Below are 21820 nucleotides of genomic sequence, written 5' to 3' on the forward strand. Positions count from 1 at the left end.
TGACGGCCAGAGGGACCCGGCGGGCCGGCCGCGCCGGTTGCACTTGCAGCTATCTGGACGCTGCGGTGTGTCCCTGAACCCGCGTCAACACAGCGGACCGCCGCATTTACCGAGCCGTAGACCCTTGGAAAGGCGGGTTCTCCAAAACCGCTGACGGGCTCTGCCACAACGGTTCCGCCCCCTCAGACTGCATCTCCGACCGCATCGTGGTCCCGGGCATTTGCCAGCCATTTGGGCTGCACGGATGCCGAATGCTCCTGGCCGTTTTTCTCCCAGTTTCATGCAGAACGGGTCAAAAAACCGGATTGGCTTGGCCGCGCGTCTTTATTCGTGCCGCTGCGGTTGTGGCAGGGGGTCGAGCAACCGGTCCGGATCGAGCGGCTTGGCACCAACGACTGGGCCGATCTGAGCGCCACCGGTACAAACGCAGAGCTCATCGTCCAGCATGCGGTTGTCACCGGCGGCCAGACCATCGTGCGCAACGGAGCCCGCGGCCGGTTCGAGTTCGTTACATTCCGCGATTTCCCCGCCGGCACTGGTACGACTCCCATCCTTCTGAGTGACCGGGCCGAATCCATCCGTGTCCGTGCCTGTGTGTTCACAAACTATTACGAGACCCTGTTCCGACACGGCGTCATCGTGGTGGAGGATTCCCTGTTCGAAGGCATTCGCGGCGATGGCATTGACTTTGATGGTGCCATGCCGGGTTCCGTGATTCGACGCTGCACGTTACGGCACGGCGCAGCGAGTAACGTGGACGGCGTGGACCTTGGCAGCAATTCCGCCGGGGTCACGGTGGAGGATTGTTGGATTCACGATTTCCCCTTCGACAAGGGTGTCTCCATCGGAGAGTCGTCCACGAACATTGTCGTACGCGGCTGCGTGATCTATGACGTGGACAGCGGCGTGGCGGTCAAGGATTCCTCGGTGGCCATCCTTGTGCAAAACACGGTAACCCGTTGCCATCACGGCTTCCACCTCTATGAAAAAGTCGCCGGTCAGGGCGGAGGCCACGTCCTTGCATGGAACAACCTGTTGTGGGGCAACACGTCGGCGATCACCCTGGACGCGCTCTCCACCATTGTCCTGCATCACTCGAACACCGATGGCCCCTCGCCATGGCCGGGTGAGGGCAACCTCAACCTGGACCCACAGTTCCGAGATCCCGCCAGGGACGATTTCCGCCCCGACGCCGCCTCGCCGCTGACCCTTGCGGGCACCAACGGAACGCCGCTGGGTGCCCTGGGGGCCGTGGGTTCCTTCCTGGTCGACACCGACTCGGACGGCGTGCCGGATCCGTGGGAATGGGTCTGGGGCTTGGACCCGCGCGACCCGTCGGATGGGGCATCCGATCCCGATGGCGACGGTATGTCCACGAGCGCGGAGTTTCTGGCAGGGACCGACCCGTTCGATGCCGGCAGCCGCTTTGAGATCCGAATCCTGGCCTCCGCCGGATTGCCGGTCCTGGCCTTTTCCGCGGTTCCGGATCGCCTTTACACGCTCGAATGGCAACCCCTGGGCACCGCATCCGGGTCGCCACTGTGGAATGTGGATTCGACCCACGCCGTGGCAGAGGCAGGTGCGATTGTCGTGCCGGTTGAGACAACATCCGGGCCGGGTCGGTTGTACCGCGTGGCTGTCCGACCCGTGTGGTGACCGGCGCCGCCCCGGGTTGTGCGACCCGGTCGAACAGCTCGGCTACAGGTCGGGATTGACGCTCCAGCCTGGCAACAGAAAGCAGGAGGGGCGTTTGTCGTACTGTCAGTCGCATCCTTCCTGGCGATGGATCACGGTGGATAACTCCCTGCCCGGTGTGCCTGCGACATGCCGCGAGTCGCGCCGACCCCACAAGGGGCCAGCGTCTGTTCATGACTGTCACAATGGACGAGTCGAGCTGAGGGGTTTCGGTGCGGGGGCGGGAGATCCCCAGGTTTTGCCAAGGATGCGGCCAGGAAGCTGTTCTTTAATGGGTCGAAGTGCTTACAGACCGGGAGAGTCATTTCGTCTCAGCCGGGCAGGTGGGCAGGTTGCCCTGAGCCGGTCTGAAGTGAACCAACCGACGGCGCCCGGCAGATAAAGGCTACTGCGGGTGGGCGCACGAGCCGTACAGCCCTGGGCGAAAAAGCACCTGTTTTGCGGCGTGCGTAGGTGTCGCGGAGTTTTCCTCGGGACAGCGGTGCGGGTGGCGCAGGATCAGGAGTTTGGGTTGGCGTTAGGGTCCGGTGTCCAGATGACGCGGTTTTGTGGGAGGATGGCACGGCCCTTGTTGGGGTTGCCAGGGGTCGTTTCAACGACGTGAGGCCCCTTCAGAGATTCGACATGGGCGTCGGCGAAGACCAGGTTGCCCATCCCTTGATGTCGAGCGACGAACCGCGAGGCGTAGCTGGCCGGTTGACCGAGGTTGGAATCCGGCTGGGCGGGATCCACCTTGGGCTCGGGCGGCAGGCGATTCTCGAGGAACACAACGGTTTGGGAGGGCCTGAGGATGGAGGAGACGCGCACGGGGGCCGTGCCGGAACGAAGCTTGGAGTTCATGGCCAGTGCGAAGAGCACGTTGGGTAGGGACTCCGGTCGATCCGGGAACCGGGTCGTCTTGCAATGGAAGAGGGACCCCTTGTCATAGAAGCTGTCCCGTTCTCTTACGAAGTCTCGGACCCCGGCCTGCCCCAGGGTTGCTGGAAGGGCATTGTACCAAACGTCCCGGGCTGCGGGATCCGCAACCTGCGCCCAGTTGTTGAGGGAGGAACTGGCCCCATAAGCTTCGCGGGGCAGCTGATCCTCCTGATCCTGCGTGTACAAGGTGAGTGCCAGCGCCCATTGACGGAGTTTGTTCATGCAGGACACACGCTCGGCTCTTTGTTTGGCCCGGCCCAGGACCGGGAGCAGCAACCCGGCAAGGATGCCGGTGATGGCGATGACGACCAGCAGTTCCAGCAGGGTGAAGCCGCGGGGTGGATGGTGTGTGACTCGGCTTTTTGGGTTCATGGTACCTCTGGATTTACGGCTCGGGATACGGCAAGACGACACCGATGCGGAAGAATGCCGCATCCTCGGAAAGGGGGACGTGCAGGATGGCGGGCGTGTTGGTGGCCTGGAATTGCGCAAGGACCCGCCAGGACAGGGGGAATGCCCTGAGTTGGAGGGTCTCCTCGATGCGGTAGGTACGGCCGGGAACGGCACTCCATTGGAGCACGCCGAGGCCAGCGGCGATGTCAAGATGCAATGCCGGCACGTCAACGACCCGACCCGGTGATCCGACGTCACCCAGCGTGGACAATATCGCACCATCGACGCCGAGCTGTGCGGTAGTGGTGAGGAGGCCGCCAAAGGGGTACTGTGGCTCGGGATGATCGGGATCGTAAACGAAGGTTCTTCTGACCTCGGTGGGGGAGGCACCAAACGTTACGCCGCAGAGGAAATCTGAGTCTTCGGTGGCGGCTGCGTTCCACAGGTACACAGCATCGCCGCTGCTGCTCAGCCCGAGTCCGGGGCCTTGATACACGATAATCGGCGTGGAACCAGGTACCTGGTCGCCCCACCAGGCCCGGAAGGCTTCGGGTGTCATGGGCCGCGATGCTGTGGACTCAACGAACACGATGGACTGCCCCGGATGGATGACCACGTCCTGGGTGATGACAAAGGCTGCAGCGAGCGATCGTGAATCATCGTCGAATCGGTATCCCTGCAGGAAAATGGGCCGGCTGTCGAAGCTGGTGAGTTCCCACCAGTCTTGTTGAACGGCGGAACCGGTTGGATGGACCTCGGTGATCAGCAGCCGCGGCCGGTTGGTCACGATCAGCGTGACAGTGGCCGAGCTAACGCCGGCGATGTTGGAGGCGAGCAGGGTGTAGTTGCCCGCATGGTCGCGCGTCAGGCTGGGGAGGATCAGTTCAGGAGTTGTCGCTTCGGGCAGGGCCGTGCCGTCTTTGAACCACTGGAGGAAGGGTGGGGGATTCGCCTGTAGGGCAGCTTGAAACCTGACGGTTTGGCCCGGGTAAGCCTCCAAGGTCCGCGGTAGAAGAGTCAAAGTCGGCGGTACGGGTTGTTCGATCACCGAGACGGTTGCGGTCCGGGTGGTGAGGGATTGGAGCCCATTTTGCAGCACTGCATGATAGTTGCCGACGTCGTCGGGCGAGGTGGACTCAAATCTAAGGGTTGAGCTGGTGGCTCCGGCCACGGGAACGCCGTTGCGGTACCATTGGTATCGGGGCCGGGGCAGACCGACGGCTTTCACCGTCAGCTCCGCGGACAAACCCGCCACCGCGACCAGATTTGTGGGATGGGCTATGATCTCCAATGCAACCGGCCCGGCGTGTTCGCCCGGGGATCCCATGTCATCGGAGAGAGCAGCCTTTCTGACGCCCGGGAGTCCGGGCTCGCTGATGCGGCCGAACGAACCGGTTGCGGTATCGTAGGTGAAGGTTCGCCCCGGTGCTGCCGCACCAAAGTCGACACGATCCATGTAATCTTCGTCGCCAACAGCCGTGGGTGACCAGAGGATCACGCTGTCTCCGGCGCTGCTGAGGCCATTCCCGGTGTAGAACACGACCTTTTGGGTGTCAGGTAACCCCCACCATGCGCGAAATGCTTCGGGTGTGGATACCTCGGGGACGTTGTCCTGGACGAAGAGGATGGTTTCCCCGGGCCCAATGACGAGGCCCTCAAAGGGGTTTGGATCAGCCGCAGCCCATCCTCCGCTGTTGTCATTCCACCGAAACCCCGTGAGATCGATCGGCTCGGATCCAAAGTTGGTCAGTTCCCAAAAGTCTGGTCCTTGCAAAGCGCCGAGTTGATTGTTGGTGGAGGCGGAGCTCATGACCTCCGTGATGGCAAGTTGGGCGCCAGCCGGGGGTGCGGCAAAGCATACCAGTATTGCGGTCCCAATGATTGCCCATCCCGGGCCGAAACGTGCGTGTTTCATCGCCCAAGTCTGGCGGATTTGAGGTGACAAATGCGTGTCGTGGGCGTCACGGGACCGTTAAAAGGTGGCTGTATCCGGGGCGCGACCCGGGTTTGGTTGACGGGGGCTGGCCGGGATGAGTGAGGCCGGTGGTTGCAGGGTGGGCGAGAGGGCTCTGGCCGGGTTACAAGGCATAACATGCTCGGTTTCACACAACCCATCGAGCAGGACCGGTCCCGTGGGGCGGGGTGCGCAGCTGCGCAACCGGAGTCGAGTTTGCCGCTGGGTGGATGGGCAGCTTGTGCGGACTTTCCGGACTGCCCTTGACGCGAGGCCCATGCGAGGAAGGGCCGGAGGAGTTTCCGAACGGTGGTTCGGCCGCGTAACCGTCAAGGGCACCGGGTTCGCACCTGCCCGTACGAAAGGGCGGTCGCTTTGCCCGGGAGCCCTGTTGGGAGGTCATGGGTTACGAGACCTCAGGTGACCTGTGCGATGGGGGGTCCGGGCGGCGACCTCGTTGGGATGGAACCAGTCTGGCCGGCGTGAATTCAGAACTTTCGCTTGGGGCCGGCTCCGTGGGGATTTGAACGGGCAGGGCCGTGATGGAGGCCGGGGCTGGGGCTTGGAGTTGTCAGGTGATGCCGCTGTGCCGGAGGTGGCGGGACGGGGCTAGCTGCTTTGGGCGGCGAGGAAACGTTCGGCTTCAATGGCGGCGGCACAGCCCATGCCGGCGGCGGTGATGGCCTGGCGGTAATAGGGGTCTGCGCAGTCGCCGGCAACAAACACACCGGGCACGCTGGTGACAGGACCGCGCCTGGTCAGGATGTAACCGGCTTCGTCCATTTCGAGCTGGCCGCGGAACAGAGCCGTGTTGGGGACGTGACCAATCGCAATGAAGACGCCGGCGCATTCGAGAACTTTTTCGGCCCCGGTTTTGACGTTCTTCAGCCGCACACCGGTGACACGATTCTGTTGGACGTCCAGGATCTCCGTGACGACCGTGTCCCAGATGGGTTGGATCTTTTCATGGGCCAGAACACGGTCGGCCATGATTTTGGAGGCGCGGAGCTGGTCACGCCGATGGACGAGGTAGATGACGGAGCCGAATCGGGTGAGGTAGAGTGCTTCTTCGCAGGCGGAGTCGCCGCCGCCGACCACGACGAGGGGCTTGTTGCGGAAGATCGGCAGGGCGCCGTCGCACGTGGCACAGTACGTGACTCCCTTGTTTTCCAGTTTGGCCTCACTTTCCAAGCCGAGTTTGCGGTGGCTGGCACCGGTGGCAATGATCAGGGCGCGGGCCCGGAGGGGCTCGCCGTCCACCACGAGTTCAAACGGGTAGGTTCGAAGATTGGCGGCTTCCAGCGAGGCCATGCGGGTGCGCGCGCCGAAGCGCTCGGCCTGTTTTTGCATGCGCGTCATCAGTTCGTAGCCGTCCACGCCATCGGGGAATCCGGGGAAATTCTCCACGATGGTGGTGGTGGTGAGAAGCCCGCCCGGCATGGTGCCGGTGAGCACCAACGGGTTGAGATTGGCGCGTGCGGTGTAGAGCGCGGCCGTCCAACCCGCACAGCCCGAACCAACAATCACGACGTCTTCCATGGCGACTTCAACCTAGCGGGCGGATGCCCCTGCCGACAAGCCGTCAACGCATCGGACCCGGTGCCTGCGGCCGCTGAAGCTCGGCTCCGCAGAGCGATCCGTTTCGGCTTCGGCCGGTGCCCGGAGGCCAACGGGTCCGGGGCAGCACGGACGGGGCGCTGGTGCGGGGAGTTCAATCGAAACGCACAACCCGCGCTTGACACCGGAGGGCGCGTCTGATGTGGGTGAGGGCGGTTGTCGTCGGGTGCCCTGCATGAAGGGGTTGGGCGGGACGGGGCGCCCGTAAGGATGCGAACCATGGCCACGTCCGAGACCGTTTCCATCGGGGGCGAAGCCCATGCCGTGCGGCGTGGGGGGATGCGCGTGTTTTTGTGGTCGCTGACGGCCGCGCTGGCGGGGTTCCTGTTTGGTTTCGATACCGTGGTGATCTCGGGTGCGGAGCAGACCATTCAACAGTTGTGGGGATTGAGTGCCGGGTTGCACGGGCTGGCGATGGGGTCGGCACTGTATGGGACGGTGCTGGGTGCGCTGGTGGGTGGTTGGCCGGCCGACCGATGGGGTCGGCGGCCCACGTTGTTTCTGGTGGGGATTCTGTATTTCGTGTCGGCGGTGTGGTCGGCTCTGGCCACGGGTGTTTACTCGTTCAGTCTGGCCCGCTTTTTGGGCGGGCTGGGCGTGGGGGTCGCCACCGTGGTTGCACCGATGTATATCGCGGAAATTGCGCCTCCGGAGCGGCGGGGCCGGCTGGCCGGCATGTTTCAGTTCAACATCGTGTTCGGGATCCTGGCCGCCTTTTTTTCGAACGCATGGATCGGCTGGTGGGGCGGGGCCCACGCCTGGCGCTGGATGTTGGGCGTGGAGGCGGTGCCGGCGTTTGTGTACACGGTGCTTTGTCTGGCGATTCCGGAAAGCCCGCGCTGGCTGTTGGTGCGGCGGGGCGACCGTGCGCGTGCGCTGGAGGTGTTGCGTTGGATCGAGCCGGAGGCGGGTCCGGATCGATGGGAGGCGCACGCGGATCAGATTGTATCGGCTTCCGGTGCCGAGGGGCGCCGTGAGGCGTTCTGGTCGCGCCGGCTGGCACGTCCCATTCTGCTGGCCTTCCTGATCGCGATGTTCAATCAGCTGTCCGGCATCAACGCGGTGCTGTATTTTGCACCACGGATTTTTGAATGGACGGGACTGGGTCGGCAGGCGGCGTTGCTGCAGTCGGTGGGGATCGGAGTGACGAACCTGGTGTTTACGCTGGTGGGTTTGTGGCTGATTGACCGGGCAGGGCGGCGGGCGCTGCTGTTTGCGGGGTCGGTGGGGTACATCGTGTCGCTGGGTGTGGTGGCGCTGGGATTTCTCTACCAGCGGTACGAGTGGGTGGCGCCGTTCATTTTCCTGTTCATTGCGGCGCATGCGGTGGGGCAGGGCGCGGTGATTTGGGTGTTCATCGCGGAGATTTTCCCCAACCGGCAGCGGGCCGGGGGACAGGCGCTGGGGAGTTTTACGCACTGGGCTTTTGCGGCGCTGCTAACCACTGTGTTCCCCAAAATGGCGGAGGTGCTGCCGCCAGCCGGGATTTTCGGATTCTTCTGCGGCATGATGGTCCTGCAGCTGCTCTGGGTCATAGGGATGGTGCCGGAGACCCGCGGTGTGGCCCTGGAGGATATGCAGAAGCGGCTCGGGATCTCCGGCTGATGCGGGCGTGGCATGGGTGGATGGGCGGCGGAACCCCGGTAGGAGCAAGGGCGTGGAGAAAGGGGCCGAACCTTCAGGCACGGGGTACGGGCGGCGAGCGCCGTGGTTGCGGTGTCAGTACGTCGTTGCACTGGCTGCAGACCTGTGGCTTGCACTCCACTTTGCCCCGGCGGCGGACGGACCGACGGAATATTGGCGGCCCGGGTTCCATTTCACCCCGGAACGCAACTGGATGAATGATCCCAACGGACTGGTTTGTTACGAGGGCGAATACCACCTGTTTTACCAGCACAATCCCTTCGGAGACCGTTGGGGTCACATGAGCTGGGGCCATGCGGTCAGTCGGGACCTGTTGCATTGGCGGCATCTCCCGCTGGCCCTGGCGGAACAGCCGGGATACATGATTTTTTCGGGCAGCGCCGTGGTGGACTGGCGGAACACCAGCGGGTTTGGCCATGAGGGCGCGCCTCCGTTGGTGGCGGTTTTCACAGCGCATCGTACGGACCGGCCCTTGCAGACACAGCACATCGCATGGAGCACCGACCGGGGTCGGACCTGGCAGTTTTACGAGGGGAATCCGGTACTGGATATCGGGGAGGCCGACTTTCGCGATCCGAAGGTGTTTTGGCACGAGCCGACCCGGCGTTGGGTCATGGTGGTGGCATGGCCCCACCATCGAAAAGTCCGGTTCTATGCCTCACCGGACCTTCGGGAGTGGAGGCATTTGAGTGATTTTGGTCCGGCGGGATGTGTGGATGGGGTTTGGGAATGTCCGGATCTGTTTGAACTGCCCGTGGAGGGTGTACCGGGCGAATCGCGCTGGGTGTTGGTGGTCAGCGTGAGTGAGGGTGCACCCAATGGCGGCTCCGGTTGCCAGTATTTCGTCGGGCACTTCGACGGCCTGCAGTTCACGCTGGATCCGTCCTTTCCGGGGGCTGATCCGGAGTTTGTGCCTGAAGGCCGCCTGCTGGCGGACTTTGAGGGTGACGATTATGGCTCCTGGCGTGTGAGCGGCACGGCTTTCGGGACCGGTCCGGCGCGGGGGACGCTGGACCGGCAGCAGCCGGTGACCGGTTTTCGCGGTCGGGGGTTGGTCAATTCCTATCTGGGCGGGGACGGTCCGCAGGGGACCTTGCGTTCGCCTCCGTTTGTGATCACGCACGATTACCTGAACTTTCTGATCGGGGGTGGCGCGCACCCGGATGAGACGTGCATGAACCTGTGGGTGGACGGCCAACGGGTGCGGACTGCGACCGGGCGGAATCGCGAGAGGTTGGAGTGGCAGTGGTGGGAGGTTCGACCGTGGCGGGGCAGGACGGGTGTGTTGGAAATTGTGGATCGACACTCGGGCGGCTGGGGCCACATCAACGTAGACCACATTCTTCTGGCCGATCAGCCGGCCCGTTCGGCGACCCGCCCTGCGCTGTGGCTGGATGCCGGACGGGATTGCTATGCCGCGGTCACATGGTCGGACATTCCGGAAGAGGACGGGCGCCGCCTCCTGATCGGTTGGATGGTGAACCTCGAATATGCCGGTGACGTTCCCACGTCGCCCTGGCGCGGATCCATGACGGTGCCACGGGAACTGCGGCTGGTCCGGACCCCGCATGGCCCGCGTTTGAGCCAGCGGCCGGTGCGGGAGCTGAGCGCGTTGCGGGAGCGTGGCTTGCGCGTGGAGGAGACGAACCTGACCGGGGCCAATCGGAGCATTGCCCGATCAGCGGTGTGCGGACCACGGTTGGAGATTCGTGCGGAGTTCGAGACTCGGGGGAACTCCCCTTTCGGTCTCGAACTGTTTGTGGCCCCGGGCGTGGCCACGCGGATCGAGTGCGATCCCGCCGGCCAGCGGCTCCGGGTGGACCGTGGAAGGTCGGGCTCGCCGCGGTTCCATGCCGGTTTTGACCGGCCGATCGAGGCTCCGCTGGATGGGGAAGGGCATCGGCTGCAGCTCCATGTGCTTTGTGACACCTCCACGCTGGAGGTGTTTACGGGCTCGGGCCGGGCCGTGGTCAGTGCACTGGTGTTTCCACCGCCGGGTGCGGTGGATTGGCGGCTCTGGGGACGGGAGGACGAGGTGAAGGTCCGCCGCTTGGAAGCGTGGTCTCTCCGGTCCGCCCGCGGAAGCCTTCAGGCCACGCGGTAACAAAGGTCCGGCGCACATGGGCCGCGGTTAAGCCCCCATGGTAAGGGCCAGGGGGTCGCCAGGTTCGGCCGGGACCGGTCTTGGCGCGGCACTGGATCGCTTCATGGCCCTGCTCTTCGCCCGATGGAGGGGCCCGGTGCTGTTTTTCTGAAGGAGAGCTTGCGGTGACGGACCGGCAATTGAGTGGCGACTTTTCGCGCACGATTGTCGCCGGAATCCCTGCTCTCGAGGGTGGGGCGAACCGGATTTGGGGCGCGTTGGGCGGTGTGGTGTGCCGGCACGGGGCCGGGTGCCGGACCGCGTCTGGAGGACCAGGGGTCGGGCGTCCACGCAGGTTCCATGTTGTGCGGCCGGGTCGGCCGGAGTATCCGCTGGAGCATGGACACGGATTGGGACGCGCTGGTACGGATTCTGCGGGACGCGAACAAGCTGCTGATTTTCACCGGAGCGGGCATATCCACCGCCAGCGGGATTCCGGATTTCCGCGGGCCGGGCGGGGTTTGGACGCGCCGTCGGCCGGTGACCTGGCAGGAGTTCCTTTCATCGCACGAGGCCAGGGTGGCCCATTGGGAATACAAGTTGGAGGGGTGGACGGCCTTTCGCGATGCGCGCCCGAATCCGGCGCATTATGCGGTGGTGGAACTGGAGCGGGCGGGCAAGGTATTGTTGGTGGTCACACAAAACATTGACGGGTTGCACCAGTTGGCGGGGACCGCGCCCGAGCGATTGGTGGAACTGCACGGGACCAATCGCCGGATTGAATGCATCCGGTGCGGGAAACGATTCGAGCCGGATCCCGTGTTTGATGAGTTTCGTCTCACGCGGCAGCCGCCGCGCTGCGCGTGCGGCGGGTGGTTGAAACCCGCCACGATCAGTTTTGGTCAGCCCCTGCGGCCGGAGGATCTGGACCGGGCGTATGCAGGGGCGGAGGAGTGCGACGCTGTTGTGGCGCTTGGCTCGTCATTGAGCGTGTACCCTGCTGCCGACGTCCCATTGACGGCGGCGCGGCGCGGGGTGCCGTACGCCATCGTAAACCGGGGACCCACCGAACACGACGGTCTGCCAGTGGTGACCGCGCGTGTGGAAGGGGACGTTTCGGTGGTGTTTCCGGAAGCTGTGCGGGCGGCGTTGGGCCCCGTGGAGTAGGAAACCCGGCGCCGCCCGGAACAGGATGGGTTCACGGGACCCGGCCGGCCGGGGCAGCAATGCTGAAGTCGCCCGGGCCGGCCCGGGGGATTCAGATTTCCCAGCCTTTGCGGTAGGTGCGTTTGATGTACTGGGCTGCCTCGGGCGCGTTCTTGGCGCGCATGTTGGGTCCGTCCCATTCGAGCCGTTTGCCCACCTGCAAGGCCACACACCCCAGGAGGATGATCTCCGTCAGGTAGGCCGCAATTTCGAAATCGGAGTAGCACCGTCCGTTGCCCTTGCAGGCGGCGATCCACTCAAGGTGCTGCCGTCGGTCGGCATCTCCCTCGAAGCGGTTCCGCTCGATGGTTTGGGGGATGGCCCTGACCGCTTCGTGTTTCTGGCCGTCGACCATTTCTTTTTCGCCCTTGAGCTTGAGGAAGAAGCGGGCTCCGTAATCGTCGGGTGAGAAGAGCACGCCCTTGTCACCAATGAGAATGCAACCGCTGCCGGGCACGGTGCCCATCATGGCTTCCACGTCGGCGGTCACTTCGCGCGGGGGCTTGTTGTTCCCGTCGTGCCGATACGGATTGTCCTTCAGCGGATTGCCTCCGTCGTACCACCAGAAGGTTACCGGTGCCAACCCTTCGCGGGCGGGGAATTGGAAGCGGATACGGGACTTGAGCGGGAAGCTTTCCTTGTTCATGCCGGAGGACCATGCCTCCACCTCGGTCGGGTAACCCAGTTTCAAAGCCCGGAACGGCATGTTGGCCGTGTGACAGGCCATGTCGCCCAGTGCACCGGTGCCGAAGTCCTGCCAGCCGCGCCAATTGAAGGGATGGTAAACATCCCTCTTATAGGGGCGCCATGGGGCCGGACCCAGCCACAGGTCCCAATCGAGGGTGGGCGGGACGGGGTCTTCACCCGGGGGCCGTCCCATGCCCTGAGGCCAGATGGGGCGGTTGCTCCATACATGGACCTCGCGAACCTGGCCGATCAAGCCGGCCTGGATGCATTCGACCGCGCGGCGCAGACCGTCCTCGGCGCTGCCCTGATTGCCCATCTGGGTGACCACCCGATACTCGCGGGCAAGTTTCCGGAGCAGCCGCGCCTCGTAAACGGTCTGGGTGAGGGGCTTCTGGCAGTACACGTGCTTGCCCATCCGGATGGCGGTGGCGGCCACAATCCCATGCAGGTGGTCGGGCGCGGAGATAATGACCGCGTCGAGCGATTTCTCCTGCTCGAGCATCTTCCGCCAGTCGCGGTAGAAGCGTGCCTTGGGATATTTCTTGATCTGGCCGGCGGCGTAGGCTTCGTCCACGTCGCACAGGGCCACGATGTTCTCACTGGCGCAGTGGTCGGTATCGCTGGCGCCTTTTCCGGCTGCACCCACGACGCCAATGTTGAGTTTTTCGTTGGGCGAGATCCGCCGTGGTCGGGGTCGTACACATCCACTGAAGGCCAAACCACCAGCGGCCACCGAGCTGAGGAAGATGAACGTCCTGCGCGTGATCGGTCGGGTAGAAGTTGGTTGAGTGTTTTCCATGCCGGCGTTTTAGTCGGACTGCAGGGCGGCGACAAGGAGTTTTTTCAAGCACCGGCGCGCTCGCTTGGTTGGCTGTCCATGTTCACGAAGACTTTTGTGCGGGTGCTGCTCGGTTTGCCGCCGGGATGACCCGGTCACGGCCATGATCCCAACTCAAATTGTTGGTCGGCCGGGATCCGAAGCCTTGCCCCGGGGCAGGTGAGCTGCACCGGCACGGGGATTGGCCGGGCCGATGCCGCGCGAGGTCATCTGGCGGATTGCTGTGTGGGATGGTACGACGAGTTCGCCGGCCGGGGCCTTGTTGGGCTGGCGGAGACGAGGCTGTGACGCAGTGAAATGAAAAAAACGGGTTGTGGTTTGGGGCTGCTGATGGCGGACCCTCAGTGGAAGGTCCGGCCTCGTTCTGCGACAGCAGCCGCGCCATGGAGGGTCTCCAGACCATCCTGCATTCTCGAGGGCGTTTACTGGGTAAGCAGTGGCGCCGGGATCCGGTTCCAATCGGCAGGTGCAATGGACGGGGTGAGTCGGGGTGGCAAAGCAGACGGGAAGGCCGAGCGTTTCGCCTGCACTGGCCAGGGCGGGTACGGCGGTGGGAAAGGCAGGCCGGGTGGGGGTTGGTTCTGGGGCGGAGCGGGTGCGCGGAGCGCGTGAGATCAGCATGGCTTGGCGATGCGGCTGTGGGGGCGAGACCCGGCCGGGACTTTTGGTCTGGTCTGGGCTTTGGCCTGGGGCGGTTCATTTTAGCAGGTTTTTGGCGCCTGAAGGTTGGGCTAGCAGGCCTTGGCGGATTGCAATTGTGTAAGGTTTGCCAGACACCGCGGGCCTACCTGTATCGTTACAGTGTCGGGAGAGTTTACACTATTGTAAAGTCCAAGTTGACCAACACAACCATGCGGTCTGCGTAAGTAGTTGACGGTGAGTGAGATACGTGTAAGAATTCGCTCCTCAGGTCTGACTGGCCCGAATAATGCTTTTATCGTTTCTGCACGCGGTAGAACGGGAGCGAGTGTCAAGTGTACCGACGAATCATAACGCTGATGGTGCTGATCACAGGCCTTTGGCCGCACAAGCGGCGCAATTTACGTTCGTGCCCAATGATCGCGAGGGGGATACGGATGACCTCTGGGATCTGGATCACCACTACTGGTACACTTGGGGTTTCAAGAATTTTACCTTGCCCGAGGGTGAGACCATCGTGGAAGCCGTCCTGACCATCTCCAACGTAAACAACTGGAGCGCAGCGGAGAATGGACAGAACTGGCTGCGTTTGTACCTGTTGGACACTGCGGAGAATCCCTACAACGGGAAGGTGGACCAGGGCAACCCGCCCACTGGCAAGCTTCGCCGGTATACCGACGCCGATAATGGCGCGGACAATATCGCCGGGCTTGATTGGACAGCCAGGGCGCACATCGCCACGTACACGGATTGGAACGGCGGGCCCGGCGGTGACGTTGTGACCTTGGTGTATTCGTTTGCGAACCTGGGGCTGTTGGGCGTTCTCGAGGCCTTCATTAGGAACGGAAACGACTTTGGCTTGGGTTTCGACCCGTACTGCCATTTCTGGAACGATGGGGTGACCTTTACAATCACCACCGGGCGACGGCCTGTGCCGGATGGTGGGGCCACTTTTTGGTTGTTGGTTTTCGGGGTCGGCACGGCAGCGTGGGCCGGGCGTCGTGGCCTGGCTTGAGTTTGCCGTCCACTCCGCTCCCGCAGCGCCACCTCGGACACCCCGCCGGGGTGGCGCTCTGCGGGGGGCTTGGTAGTACTACCAGCAATGCTTCGGCCCGGATCGAGTTCGAGCTCCATCCAGCGCCACTCAGCGGTGCAGATTCCCCAATGGCTCGTCTGCATCGATTCGCGTGCGCGGGGCCGCGTGGCGTAGGTTGGAGTTTGGTGAGGGATTCTTTTTGACGTGCCAACGGCCGGGTGCATTGGATAATGGACCCAGGGACGGCTCCGGTTCAGGGAGCGGGTTCCGAGCCGGTAGTTCCAGAAGGTTCAGAACGGTATGCGGAGCGGGGTGGGGATCCGAACAGGTCGGATACTGGTGATAGTGGCAGTGCTCCGGGCCGCCATTGGGGCGGACCCGCTGAGCGGGGCGGAGCACGTGTTTCGGGTCAGCGACGGCGTCACCGACCCCGGAGAGCCGTTTGAGCTGACTGAACGGCATTTTTTCACGTGGGGTGTGCGCGGGTTCAGTCCCGGGCCCACTGAGGAGCTTCAGGACGCCGTACTGATCATTTCGCTACCTGAGAAAGCCGGGCTGCGACACGGTACGCCCCGCATCCGGGTCCATTTGTTGGATAGTGCAGAAAACCCCGCCAACGGACGGCCGGATGAGGGGTTGCCGCCGCGGGGACGGCTCCGACGCTATGAATGGCCCTCCGGAGAGCCCACGGTGCGGCTGCGTGGTCCTTACCTTCCATGGACGACCCAGGTGGAGATCTTGACCGAGACCTTTGAGGATTCGGCCGATGGACACCCGCGCGTGGTGCGGTGCTCCCTGGGTGAGCGCGGCCTGATGGAATATTTCCGGACCTTTCTGGCCAACGGCGGAAACTTCGGGTTGGCCATGGATGCCGACGGGCAGGTGGGCCGGCCGCTGGTACGGTTCGTGGTGATTACACGGGAAAGGGCACCTCTGCCGATTCGTACCTGGGAACGCCCTGTGCCGAGGATCGGCGATCACCCGGTTCGCATGCCCGATGGGGGTTCCACATGGGTGTTACTGGGGTTGGGCCTGGGCGGTTTGGGCCTCTGGCTGTGGCTGCGGCGACGATGAGCTGGGCGGGAAACTCATTGTGTGCCGGGGCCGGGGCCGGGGATTCGAGTTGACCGCGCCTTTCCGGTGCGCTGCGCGAGCGTTCAGCGGTGCGTGCTTCGGGCGGAGGCGCTTCGGCTGAAGGTTTCTTCGCAGGCCTCGGCCAGTGCGTGAACAATCTGCCGCACCTGGCGTGGAGACGTGCAGTACGGAGGCATGAGAACGACCACGTTGCCGATCGGCCGGGTCAGGACGCCCCGGCGGGCCATGGCCTTGCACACTCGAATGCCCGCTTGTTCTTCCAATTCAAACGGCTCGCGGGTGGTCCAATCGCGGACCAGTTCCACCCCCACCACAAGGCCCACCTGTCGGATATCCCCGATCTGGGGTATGGACCAGAGCACCTGGAGTTCCCTGGCCAGTGCTTCCTGGAGCCGCCGGCGAGTTCTCAAGGATGCGGCGGAGCGGAGCAATCGGAGGTTCTCCAAGGCCGTTGCAGTGCCGAGCTGGTTGGCGGTGTAGCTGTGGCCGTGGAAGAAGGTCTTAAATTCGTCATACCGACCCAGGAAGGCATCAAAGACCTCGCGGGTGGTCAGGGTGGCGGCCAGCGGGAGGTAACCTCCGGTGAGGCCCTTGGCCAGGCACAGGAAATCGGGTCTCACCTTTTCGTGTTGGCACGCAAATAGTGGTGCCCGCTCCGGTGATCCCTGCCAGTGCCGGGGCAGGCCGGTTCTGCCAAACGCGGTCATCACTTCGTCTGCGATGAGCATGATCCCTTGCTGGCGCAGCAGTTCATGGACGCGGGCCAGCCAGCCCTCCGGCTGTGGGATCATGCCGGCGGCGCCCTGGATGAGCGGTTCCACGACCATGGCGGCATAGGGTTCGCCCCGCTGCCGGGTTTGGTGTTCGAGGCGCCGAGCCACCTCGTCGACGCACTCCCAACGGCACTGTCGGTAGCTTCTTGCGTCGGCCCGTTCGGGTCGGGCGCGGTTGAACGGGCAACGGTAGCAATAGGGCGCCATGACGGTGTCGGTACGGAACAGCAATCCACGCCAGGTCTGGTGGAACAAGGGAATATGGCCGAGGGCCACCGCGCCGAGGGTGTCGCCATGGTAGGCCCCGTCCAGGGAAAGAAACCTGGGCCGTGAGCGTCGGCCCCGGGTGCGCCGGGTGTACTCGTAGGTCAGTTTCAGGGCCACCTCGAGGGCGGTGGACCCGTCGTCGGAGTAAAACACCTTGGTCAACCTGGGACCTCTGGCTCCCGGGATTTGGGCGGCTTGAACCAGCTCCGCTGCCAGCAGCGATGCCGGTTCGTTGGCCAGCCCGAGCGCGGAGCTGTGCGCGATTTTCCGGAGCTGGCGGACAAGGGCGGTGTTCAGTCGGGGATGGTTGTGCCCGTGGAGATTGGTCCAGATGGAGCTGTTGGCATCGAGGTACTCGCGACCGTACACGTCGTATAACCGGGCGCCCTTGCCCGAGACGATGACGATTGGCTCCTCCCTTAGCCAATCCCGCATCTGGGTGAACGGGTGCCAGACAAACCGATGATCCAGCTGTGCGAGCCGATGCATGATCCGATGGGATTTAACCGTCGGAACCTTCTCTGGCCAGATTGAATCTTTGCCGGGCGGATTCCGCGAACGCCCGCAACTTTTCAATGTCGGCCGGCTGGTGAGCGGCACTGATGGTGATGCGGAGCCGCGCGCTTTTGCGGCCCACCGCCGGATATCGCACTGCGGGGATGAACAGACCGGCTTCGCGTGCCGCTGCAGCACAATCCAGGGCTCGTTGGTTGTCCCCCACGATCCACGGTAGAATGGCACTTTGGGGTTGGTGCGATCCTGGCGCGTGGGCCGGTCCGGCCCCGGCGAGAGCGGCGGCTGCTTGCCGAACGTTTTCCCACAGGCGCGACCGAAGTTGGTCTCCTTCCGGCCCCCGGACCAGCTCGATGGCTGCCCGGGCTGCGGCTGCCTGGGCCGGCGGGGGTGCCGTACTGAACATGAATGTGCGCGCCTGCTGGACCAGCCAGTCCACCAGCCGCCGTGTCCCGGCAATGAACCCACCGGCACTGCCCAGAGCTTTTCCCAGGGTTCCCATCTGCACCTCCACCCGTTCCGTCAGATCGGCCTCACCGATGCAGCCCTCACCCCGGGTGCCGAACAGACCCGTGGCGTGGGCTTCGTCCACCATCAGCCACGCGCCATAACGATCCTTCAACTCCACCAGGTCGCGTAACGGCGCACGGTCGCCATCCATGCTGAACACGGATTCGGTAATCACCAGGATCCGGGGCGGACGCGGGCTCCTTGCGGCTTTGCTGCGCTCCCGGTCGGCCCAGGCCAGCAAGTGGTGCAGGTCTTCCAGGTCGTTGTGGCGGAACACCCGGATCATGGCGCCCGAGGCCCTGGCGGCATCCACCAGACAGGCATGCGACAGCCGATCCAACAGCACGAAATCACCCTGCCCGACCAGGGCCGGAATGGTACCCAGGGCCGTGGCATGGCCGGTGGCGAAGGTCAACGCGGCCTCGGTACCCTTGAACTCGGCCAGTTCCTGTTCCAATTCGTGGTGCGGAGCCAGAGACCCGCAGATCAATCGGGAGGCCGTGCTGCCCGCGCCCCAATCCCGGATGGCACGCATGGCGGCCTCACACACGGCGGGGTGTCGTGCCAGCCCCAAATAGTCGTTGGACCCGAAATTGACGAGCGATCGCCCCTCCACCACGAGGGTCCGGCTGTCCCCGGACTCAACCGGCATCAGTTGCCGGAGCAGGCCGAGCTGCTGCCGCTGCTCCAGCGCCTTGGCCAACGGTTCATCCCACCTTGCGCTCATGTCCAAAAATCTGCTGCTGCTCATGCCCGGGGGCTTGTGGGCCAGACCCGGACCCCGCCGATGAACACCGACTCCACCGGCCCCTCATGCGCTGCCGCCGCCTCCCATGCCTGCCGGGCGGAACGTACACCTGCGCCCGGCAACACCGTAAGGTCTGCAAAGGCGCCTTCTACCAGCTCCCCGATCCGCCCCTGCAATCCCAGCGCACGGGCCGGTTCCAAAGTCACCATGCGCAGCAGCCGGATGGGACTGAGCCAGGGCTGCGTTCGTTGCAGCTCTTGCAGCTCGTCGAACAGGCTCAGCTCGGGCCTGCAGCGCCCTTGGCCACGGACCGAGGCGAGGCTGTCCGTGCCCACGCAGATGCGCACCCTGGCTCGCAGCAGCCGTTGCCAGGGAAACGGCGGATGCCCGAAATACCGGTGACTTCGCGGGCAGTGGACCACGGTGACGTTGTGGCGGGCCAGCAGGGCAGCGTCACCCCGGGCCAGGCAGTTGGCATGCACGGCCAGCAGATTGGCCCCCAAACAACTTGTCCGGTGCAAATGTTGCACAGGACTCACCCCGCCGCAGTCCTGCATGTCCCGCTCATGTCGCAGAAGCCAATCGTACATGGGACCCGCGGCATCGCGAAACATCGCAAACTCCTCCTCGGACTCGGCCACGTGAATGGTCAACCGCAGGCCTCGGCGCCGCGCCTCCTGCGCTGCCATCCGTAACAGTTCGGGTCGGGTGGAGTAGGGCGCATGCGGGGAGAGTCCGGCGCTGCATCGCGGGTGCTGGAGCCGTTCCAGTACGGCCAGTGTTTCAGCCAGTACCTGGCGGGGATCCCGGCGGGCGCGGATTCCGGTCATCTCCAGAAACGAGATCACCCGCAGCGGCGTGCCATTCCAACAGCCCGGTAGCAATTCGGGCACGGCTTCCACATCAGCCACGGCGGTGCAGCCGCTCCGGAGCAACATTTGGGCGCCCCTCAGCCACGACCGACGAAAATCCTCCACCGTCCAGCGGTCCTTGGCCCGGGTGATATGCTTGATCCAGTCCGTGAACGACCGCGGCGGAGGCAGGCAACCCGCCAGGTCGGTATAGTCCAGGTGACAATGGGCGTTTACCAGACCGGGCAAAACCAAGACCTCCCCCAGGTCCACCACCCGCGCCGGCCGCGCCGGCTTCAGATCCGGCCATCGGCCCACGGCGCGAATTCGATCTCCTGCAATCCACACCGCTCCGTCGGGGACCGGCGGTTGTGACATTGGCAGTACCCAGGCCGCCCTCAAAACCCATGAATCGCGTTGCGGGCCGCGTTCCCTGTTGGGTTGAGCGTTTGGCACCGTTTGCGCCTGAGTACTGTCCCCCTGGTCTGCCGGCCTTTTCGACCGCCCTTGCCCGAGCGCTTTCCCGCCCCCTTGCGGTCTTGGGACGGCAAATCTCTCCCTTGGAGCCGCTGACAGGGTGGCTTTCGGGGTGCCCGACCGCTGTCCCCCTCCCTGGCCGCCGGCAAACCGGGCGGTTAAAGGGTTGCCTCTTGGCGACGCCGTTTGGTTGCAGCGCCCTGTTTGTGTTTACGGGCTTTTTGTTTGTTATGGAGTTTACGCACCTGCTGCTCGAGCTTCTTCACCACCTTGTCAATGGCGGCGTACAGATCGTTCTCGCAATCCTCCGCGTAGAGGTCCGGACCGCGCACGCCCAGACGAATGGAACAGACAAATTGCTTTTCCGGTGCGCGTGCATGATCGCGTTCCAGAATCACACGCGCATCCACCGCGCGTCGGAGCAGGCGGCCCAGTTTCTCCAGCTTGCCCACCAGGTGGTTTTCGATGGCCTCCGTGAGCTGGAGGTTGTGTGTGGACAGAACCAGCTTCATACCGCTGTCACTATGACCCCATTGGCACAAAAATCCAGCCCAAGAACGCGGCTTGACCGACCGCGCGGACCGGAGGGGCGGGGACTGGTGCCTCATGGGGCGCTGCAGGGTGGCTTTTTGCCACTGGCGAACCGCACCGGTTCGAGTACCCTGTGGATGGGTATGCGGGCTTCGTTCGATTCCATCGAGTCCGTCCTGGCCGACCTGCGCAAAGGGCGCATGGTCATTGTGGTGGACGATGCCGACCGGGAAAACGAGGGCGACCTGGTGATGGCCGCCCAGTTCGTCACGCCCCGGGCGGTCAATTTCATGGCCAAGTATGGTCGCGGCCTGATTTGCGTCCCCACCACCGCCGAGCGCCTCCAGCAGTTGGGCATCGACAGCATGGTCAAGGACAACCGTGACACGTTCCGAACCGATTTCCAGGTCAGCGTGGACGCCGCCAAGGGGATCACCACCGGCATCAGCGCCGCCGACCGAGCCCGCACCATCCAGGTCATGGCCGATCCGACCGCCGTGCCGGACGATCTGGTCCGGCCGGGTCACGTCTTTCCCTTGCGTGCCAAACCCGGCGGCGTGCTCCAGCGCGCCGGTCATACCGAAGCCGCGGTGGACCTGGTCAAACTGGCCGGGCTCCGACCCATCGCCGTCATCTGCGAGATCATGAATGAGGACGGGACCATGATGCGGCTTCCCCAACTGCGCCGCTTTGCCCGCAAACACAAACTCAAACTCTGCACCATTGCCGACCTCATCCAGTACCGCCGCAGCCGCGAGAAACTCATTGAGCGGGTCGAAACGGTTCAACTACCCACCCCGTACGGCATGTTCAAGCTTCACCTCTACCGCTCCCTTGTGGACGGCCAGCATCACCTGGCCCTGGTCATGGGCGAGGTTGCCGGCCGGGAAAACGTACTGGTCCGTGTCCACAGCGAATGTCTCACCGGTGATGTCTTCGGTTCCCTGCGCTGCGACTGCGGTCCGCAGCTCCATGCCGCCATGGAACGGATCGCCCGGGAGGGCCGAGGTGTCATTGTGTACATGCGCCAGGAAGGCCGCGGGATCGGTCTGCCGGCCAAAATCCGCGCCTACCGGCTTCAGGAGCAGGGTCTCGACACCGTGGAAGCCAACCACAAGCTCGGTTTTCCCATGGACCTCCGCGAATACGGGTTGGGCGCCCAGATTCTGAGCGATCTCGGCCTGCGCACCATCCGGCTGCTCACCAACAATCCCAAAAAGCTGATCGGCCTGGAGGGGCACGGGCTCAAGGTCGTCGAACAGATTCCACTTCGCATCCCCCCCAACCCCTACAACCGCCGTTATCTGAAAACGAAACGGGAAAAGATGGGCCACCTGTTGTGATC

General features: G+C 64.0%; 15 protein-coding genes. 7 read left to right on the forward strand and 8 right to left on the reverse strand.

Features of this window, described 5'->3' with window-relative positions; translation table 11 throughout:
* The first annotated feature begins 330 nt into the window (after positions 1–330).
* A complete protein-coding gene (locus G4L39_RS02035) occupies positions 331–1656 on the forward strand; it encodes a right-handed parallel beta-helix repeat-containing protein (protein ID WP_165105520.1) in 1326 nt (441 codons plus the stop codon).
* 537 nt (positions 1657–2193) lie between these two features.
* On the opposite strand, the gene G4L39_RS02040 is transcribed toward G4L39_RS02035, so the two are convergent.
* The 3 genes from G4L39_RS02040 to trxB form a co-directional block, all read right to left on the reverse strand.
* Positions 2194–2985, reverse strand: coding sequence for a type II secretion system protein (locus G4L39_RS02040; protein WP_165105522.1), 792 nt, complete (start codon positions 2983–2985; stop codon positions 2194–2196).
* Positions 2986–2998: 13 nt separating this feature from the next.
* Complete coding sequence (locus G4L39_RS02045; protein ID WP_165105524.1) at positions 2999–4921, reverse strand: immunoglobulin domain-containing protein; 1923 nt, start codon at positions 4919–4921, stop codon at positions 2999–3001.
* A gap of 648 nt (positions 4922–5569) precedes the next feature.
* On the reverse strand, positions 5570–6499 hold the full coding sequence (gene trxB / locus G4L39_RS02050; RefSeq protein WP_165105525.1) for a thioredoxin-disulfide reductase: 930 nt from the start codon (positions 6497–6499) through the stop codon (positions 5570–5572).
* Positions 6500–6856: 357 nt separating this feature from the next.
* Between trxB and G4L39_RS02055 the strand changes: the two genes are divergently transcribed.
* The 3 genes from G4L39_RS02055 (at position 6857) to G4L39_RS02065 (ending at position 11471) form a co-directional block, all read left to right on the forward strand.
* The gene (locus tag G4L39_RS02055) at positions 6857–8182 is read left to right on the forward strand and encodes a sugar porter family MFS transporter (RefSeq protein WP_165105629.1); all 1326 of its coding nucleotides are present in this window, start codon (positions 6857–6859) and stop codon (positions 8180–8182) included.
* Positions 8183–8189: 7 nt separating this feature from the next.
* Entirely contained in the window at positions 8190–10325 is a 2136-nt protein-coding gene (locus tag G4L39_RS02060; protein ID WP_165105527.1) for a GH32 C-terminal domain-containing protein, read from the forward strand.
* A 378-nt stretch (positions 10326–10703) separates the two neighbouring features.
* Positions 10704–11471 (forward strand): SIR2 family NAD-dependent protein deacylase, encoded by a 768-nt coding sequence (locus tag G4L39_RS02065; RefSeq protein ID WP_165105528.1) that lies wholly within the window; start codon positions 10704–10706, stop codon positions 11469–11471.
* Positions 11472–11562: 91 nt separating this feature from the next.
* Here the strand turns inward: G4L39_RS02065 and G4L39_RS02070 are convergent, their stop codons facing one another.
* Positions 11563–12996 (reverse strand): Gfo/Idh/MocA family protein, encoded by a 1434-nt coding sequence (locus G4L39_RS02070; RefSeq protein ID WP_165105530.1) that lies wholly within the window; start codon positions 12994–12996, stop codon positions 11563–11565.
* Between the two features lie 1057 nt (positions 12997–14053).
* On the opposite strand from G4L39_RS02070, the gene G4L39_RS02075 reads away from it, so the two are divergent.
* Both G4L39_RS02075 and G4L39_RS15695 read left to right on the forward strand, forming a co-directional pair.
* Positions 14054–14689 (forward strand): hypothetical protein, encoded by a 636-nt coding sequence (locus G4L39_RS02075; RefSeq protein WP_205880707.1) that lies wholly within the window; start codon positions 14054–14056, stop codon positions 14687–14689.
* A 360-nt stretch (positions 14690–15049) separates the two neighbouring features.
* Positions 15050–15784 (forward strand): VPDSG-CTERM sorting domain-containing protein, encoded by a 735-nt coding sequence (locus G4L39_RS15695; protein WP_165105533.1) that lies wholly within the window; start codon positions 15050–15052, stop codon positions 15782–15784.
* Positions 15785–15867: 83 nt separating this feature from the next.
* Here G4L39_RS15695 and bioA read toward each other — a convergent pair whose 3' ends face one another.
* The 4 genes from bioA to hpf all read right to left on the reverse strand — a co-directional run bounded on the left by bioA (position 15868) and on the right by hpf (position 20456).
* On the reverse strand, positions 15868–17334 hold the full coding sequence (gene bioA, locus G4L39_RS02085; protein ID WP_165105535.1) for an adenosylmethionine--8-amino-7-oxononanoate transaminase: 1467 nt from the start codon (positions 17332–17334) through the stop codon (positions 15868–15870).
* Between the two features lie 13 nt (positions 17335–17347).
* Entirely contained in the window at positions 17348–18595 is a 1248-nt protein-coding gene (locus G4L39_RS02090) for an aminotransferase class I/II-fold pyridoxal phosphate-dependent enzyme (RefSeq protein ID WP_165105630.1), read from the reverse strand.
* Between the two features lie 20 nt (positions 18596–18615).
* A complete protein-coding gene (locus G4L39_RS02095) occupies positions 18616–19845 on the reverse strand; it encodes an amidohydrolase family protein (protein ID WP_165105536.1) in 1230 nt (409 codons plus the stop codon).
* A 257-nt stretch (positions 19846–20102) separates the two neighbouring features.
* Positions 20103–20456, reverse strand: coding sequence for a ribosome hibernation-promoting factor, HPF/YfiA family (gene hpf, locus G4L39_RS02100; protein ID WP_165105538.1), 354 nt, complete (start codon positions 20454–20456; stop codon positions 20103–20105).
* A 162-nt stretch (positions 20457–20618) separates the two neighbouring features.
* On the opposite strand from hpf, the gene G4L39_RS02105 reads away from it, so the two are divergent.
* A complete protein-coding gene (locus G4L39_RS02105; protein ID WP_165105540.1) occupies positions 20619–21818 on the forward strand; it encodes a bifunctional 3,4-dihydroxy-2-butanone-4-phosphate synthase/GTP cyclohydrolase II in 1200 nt (399 codons plus the stop codon).
* Positions 21819–21820 lie beyond the last annotated feature (2 nt).

The sequence above is a fragment of the Limisphaera ngatamarikiensis genome (assembly GCF_011044775.1).
Lineage (GTDB): Bacteria > Verrucomicrobiota > Verrucomicrobiia > Limisphaerales > Limisphaeraceae > Limisphaera > Limisphaera ngatamarikiensis.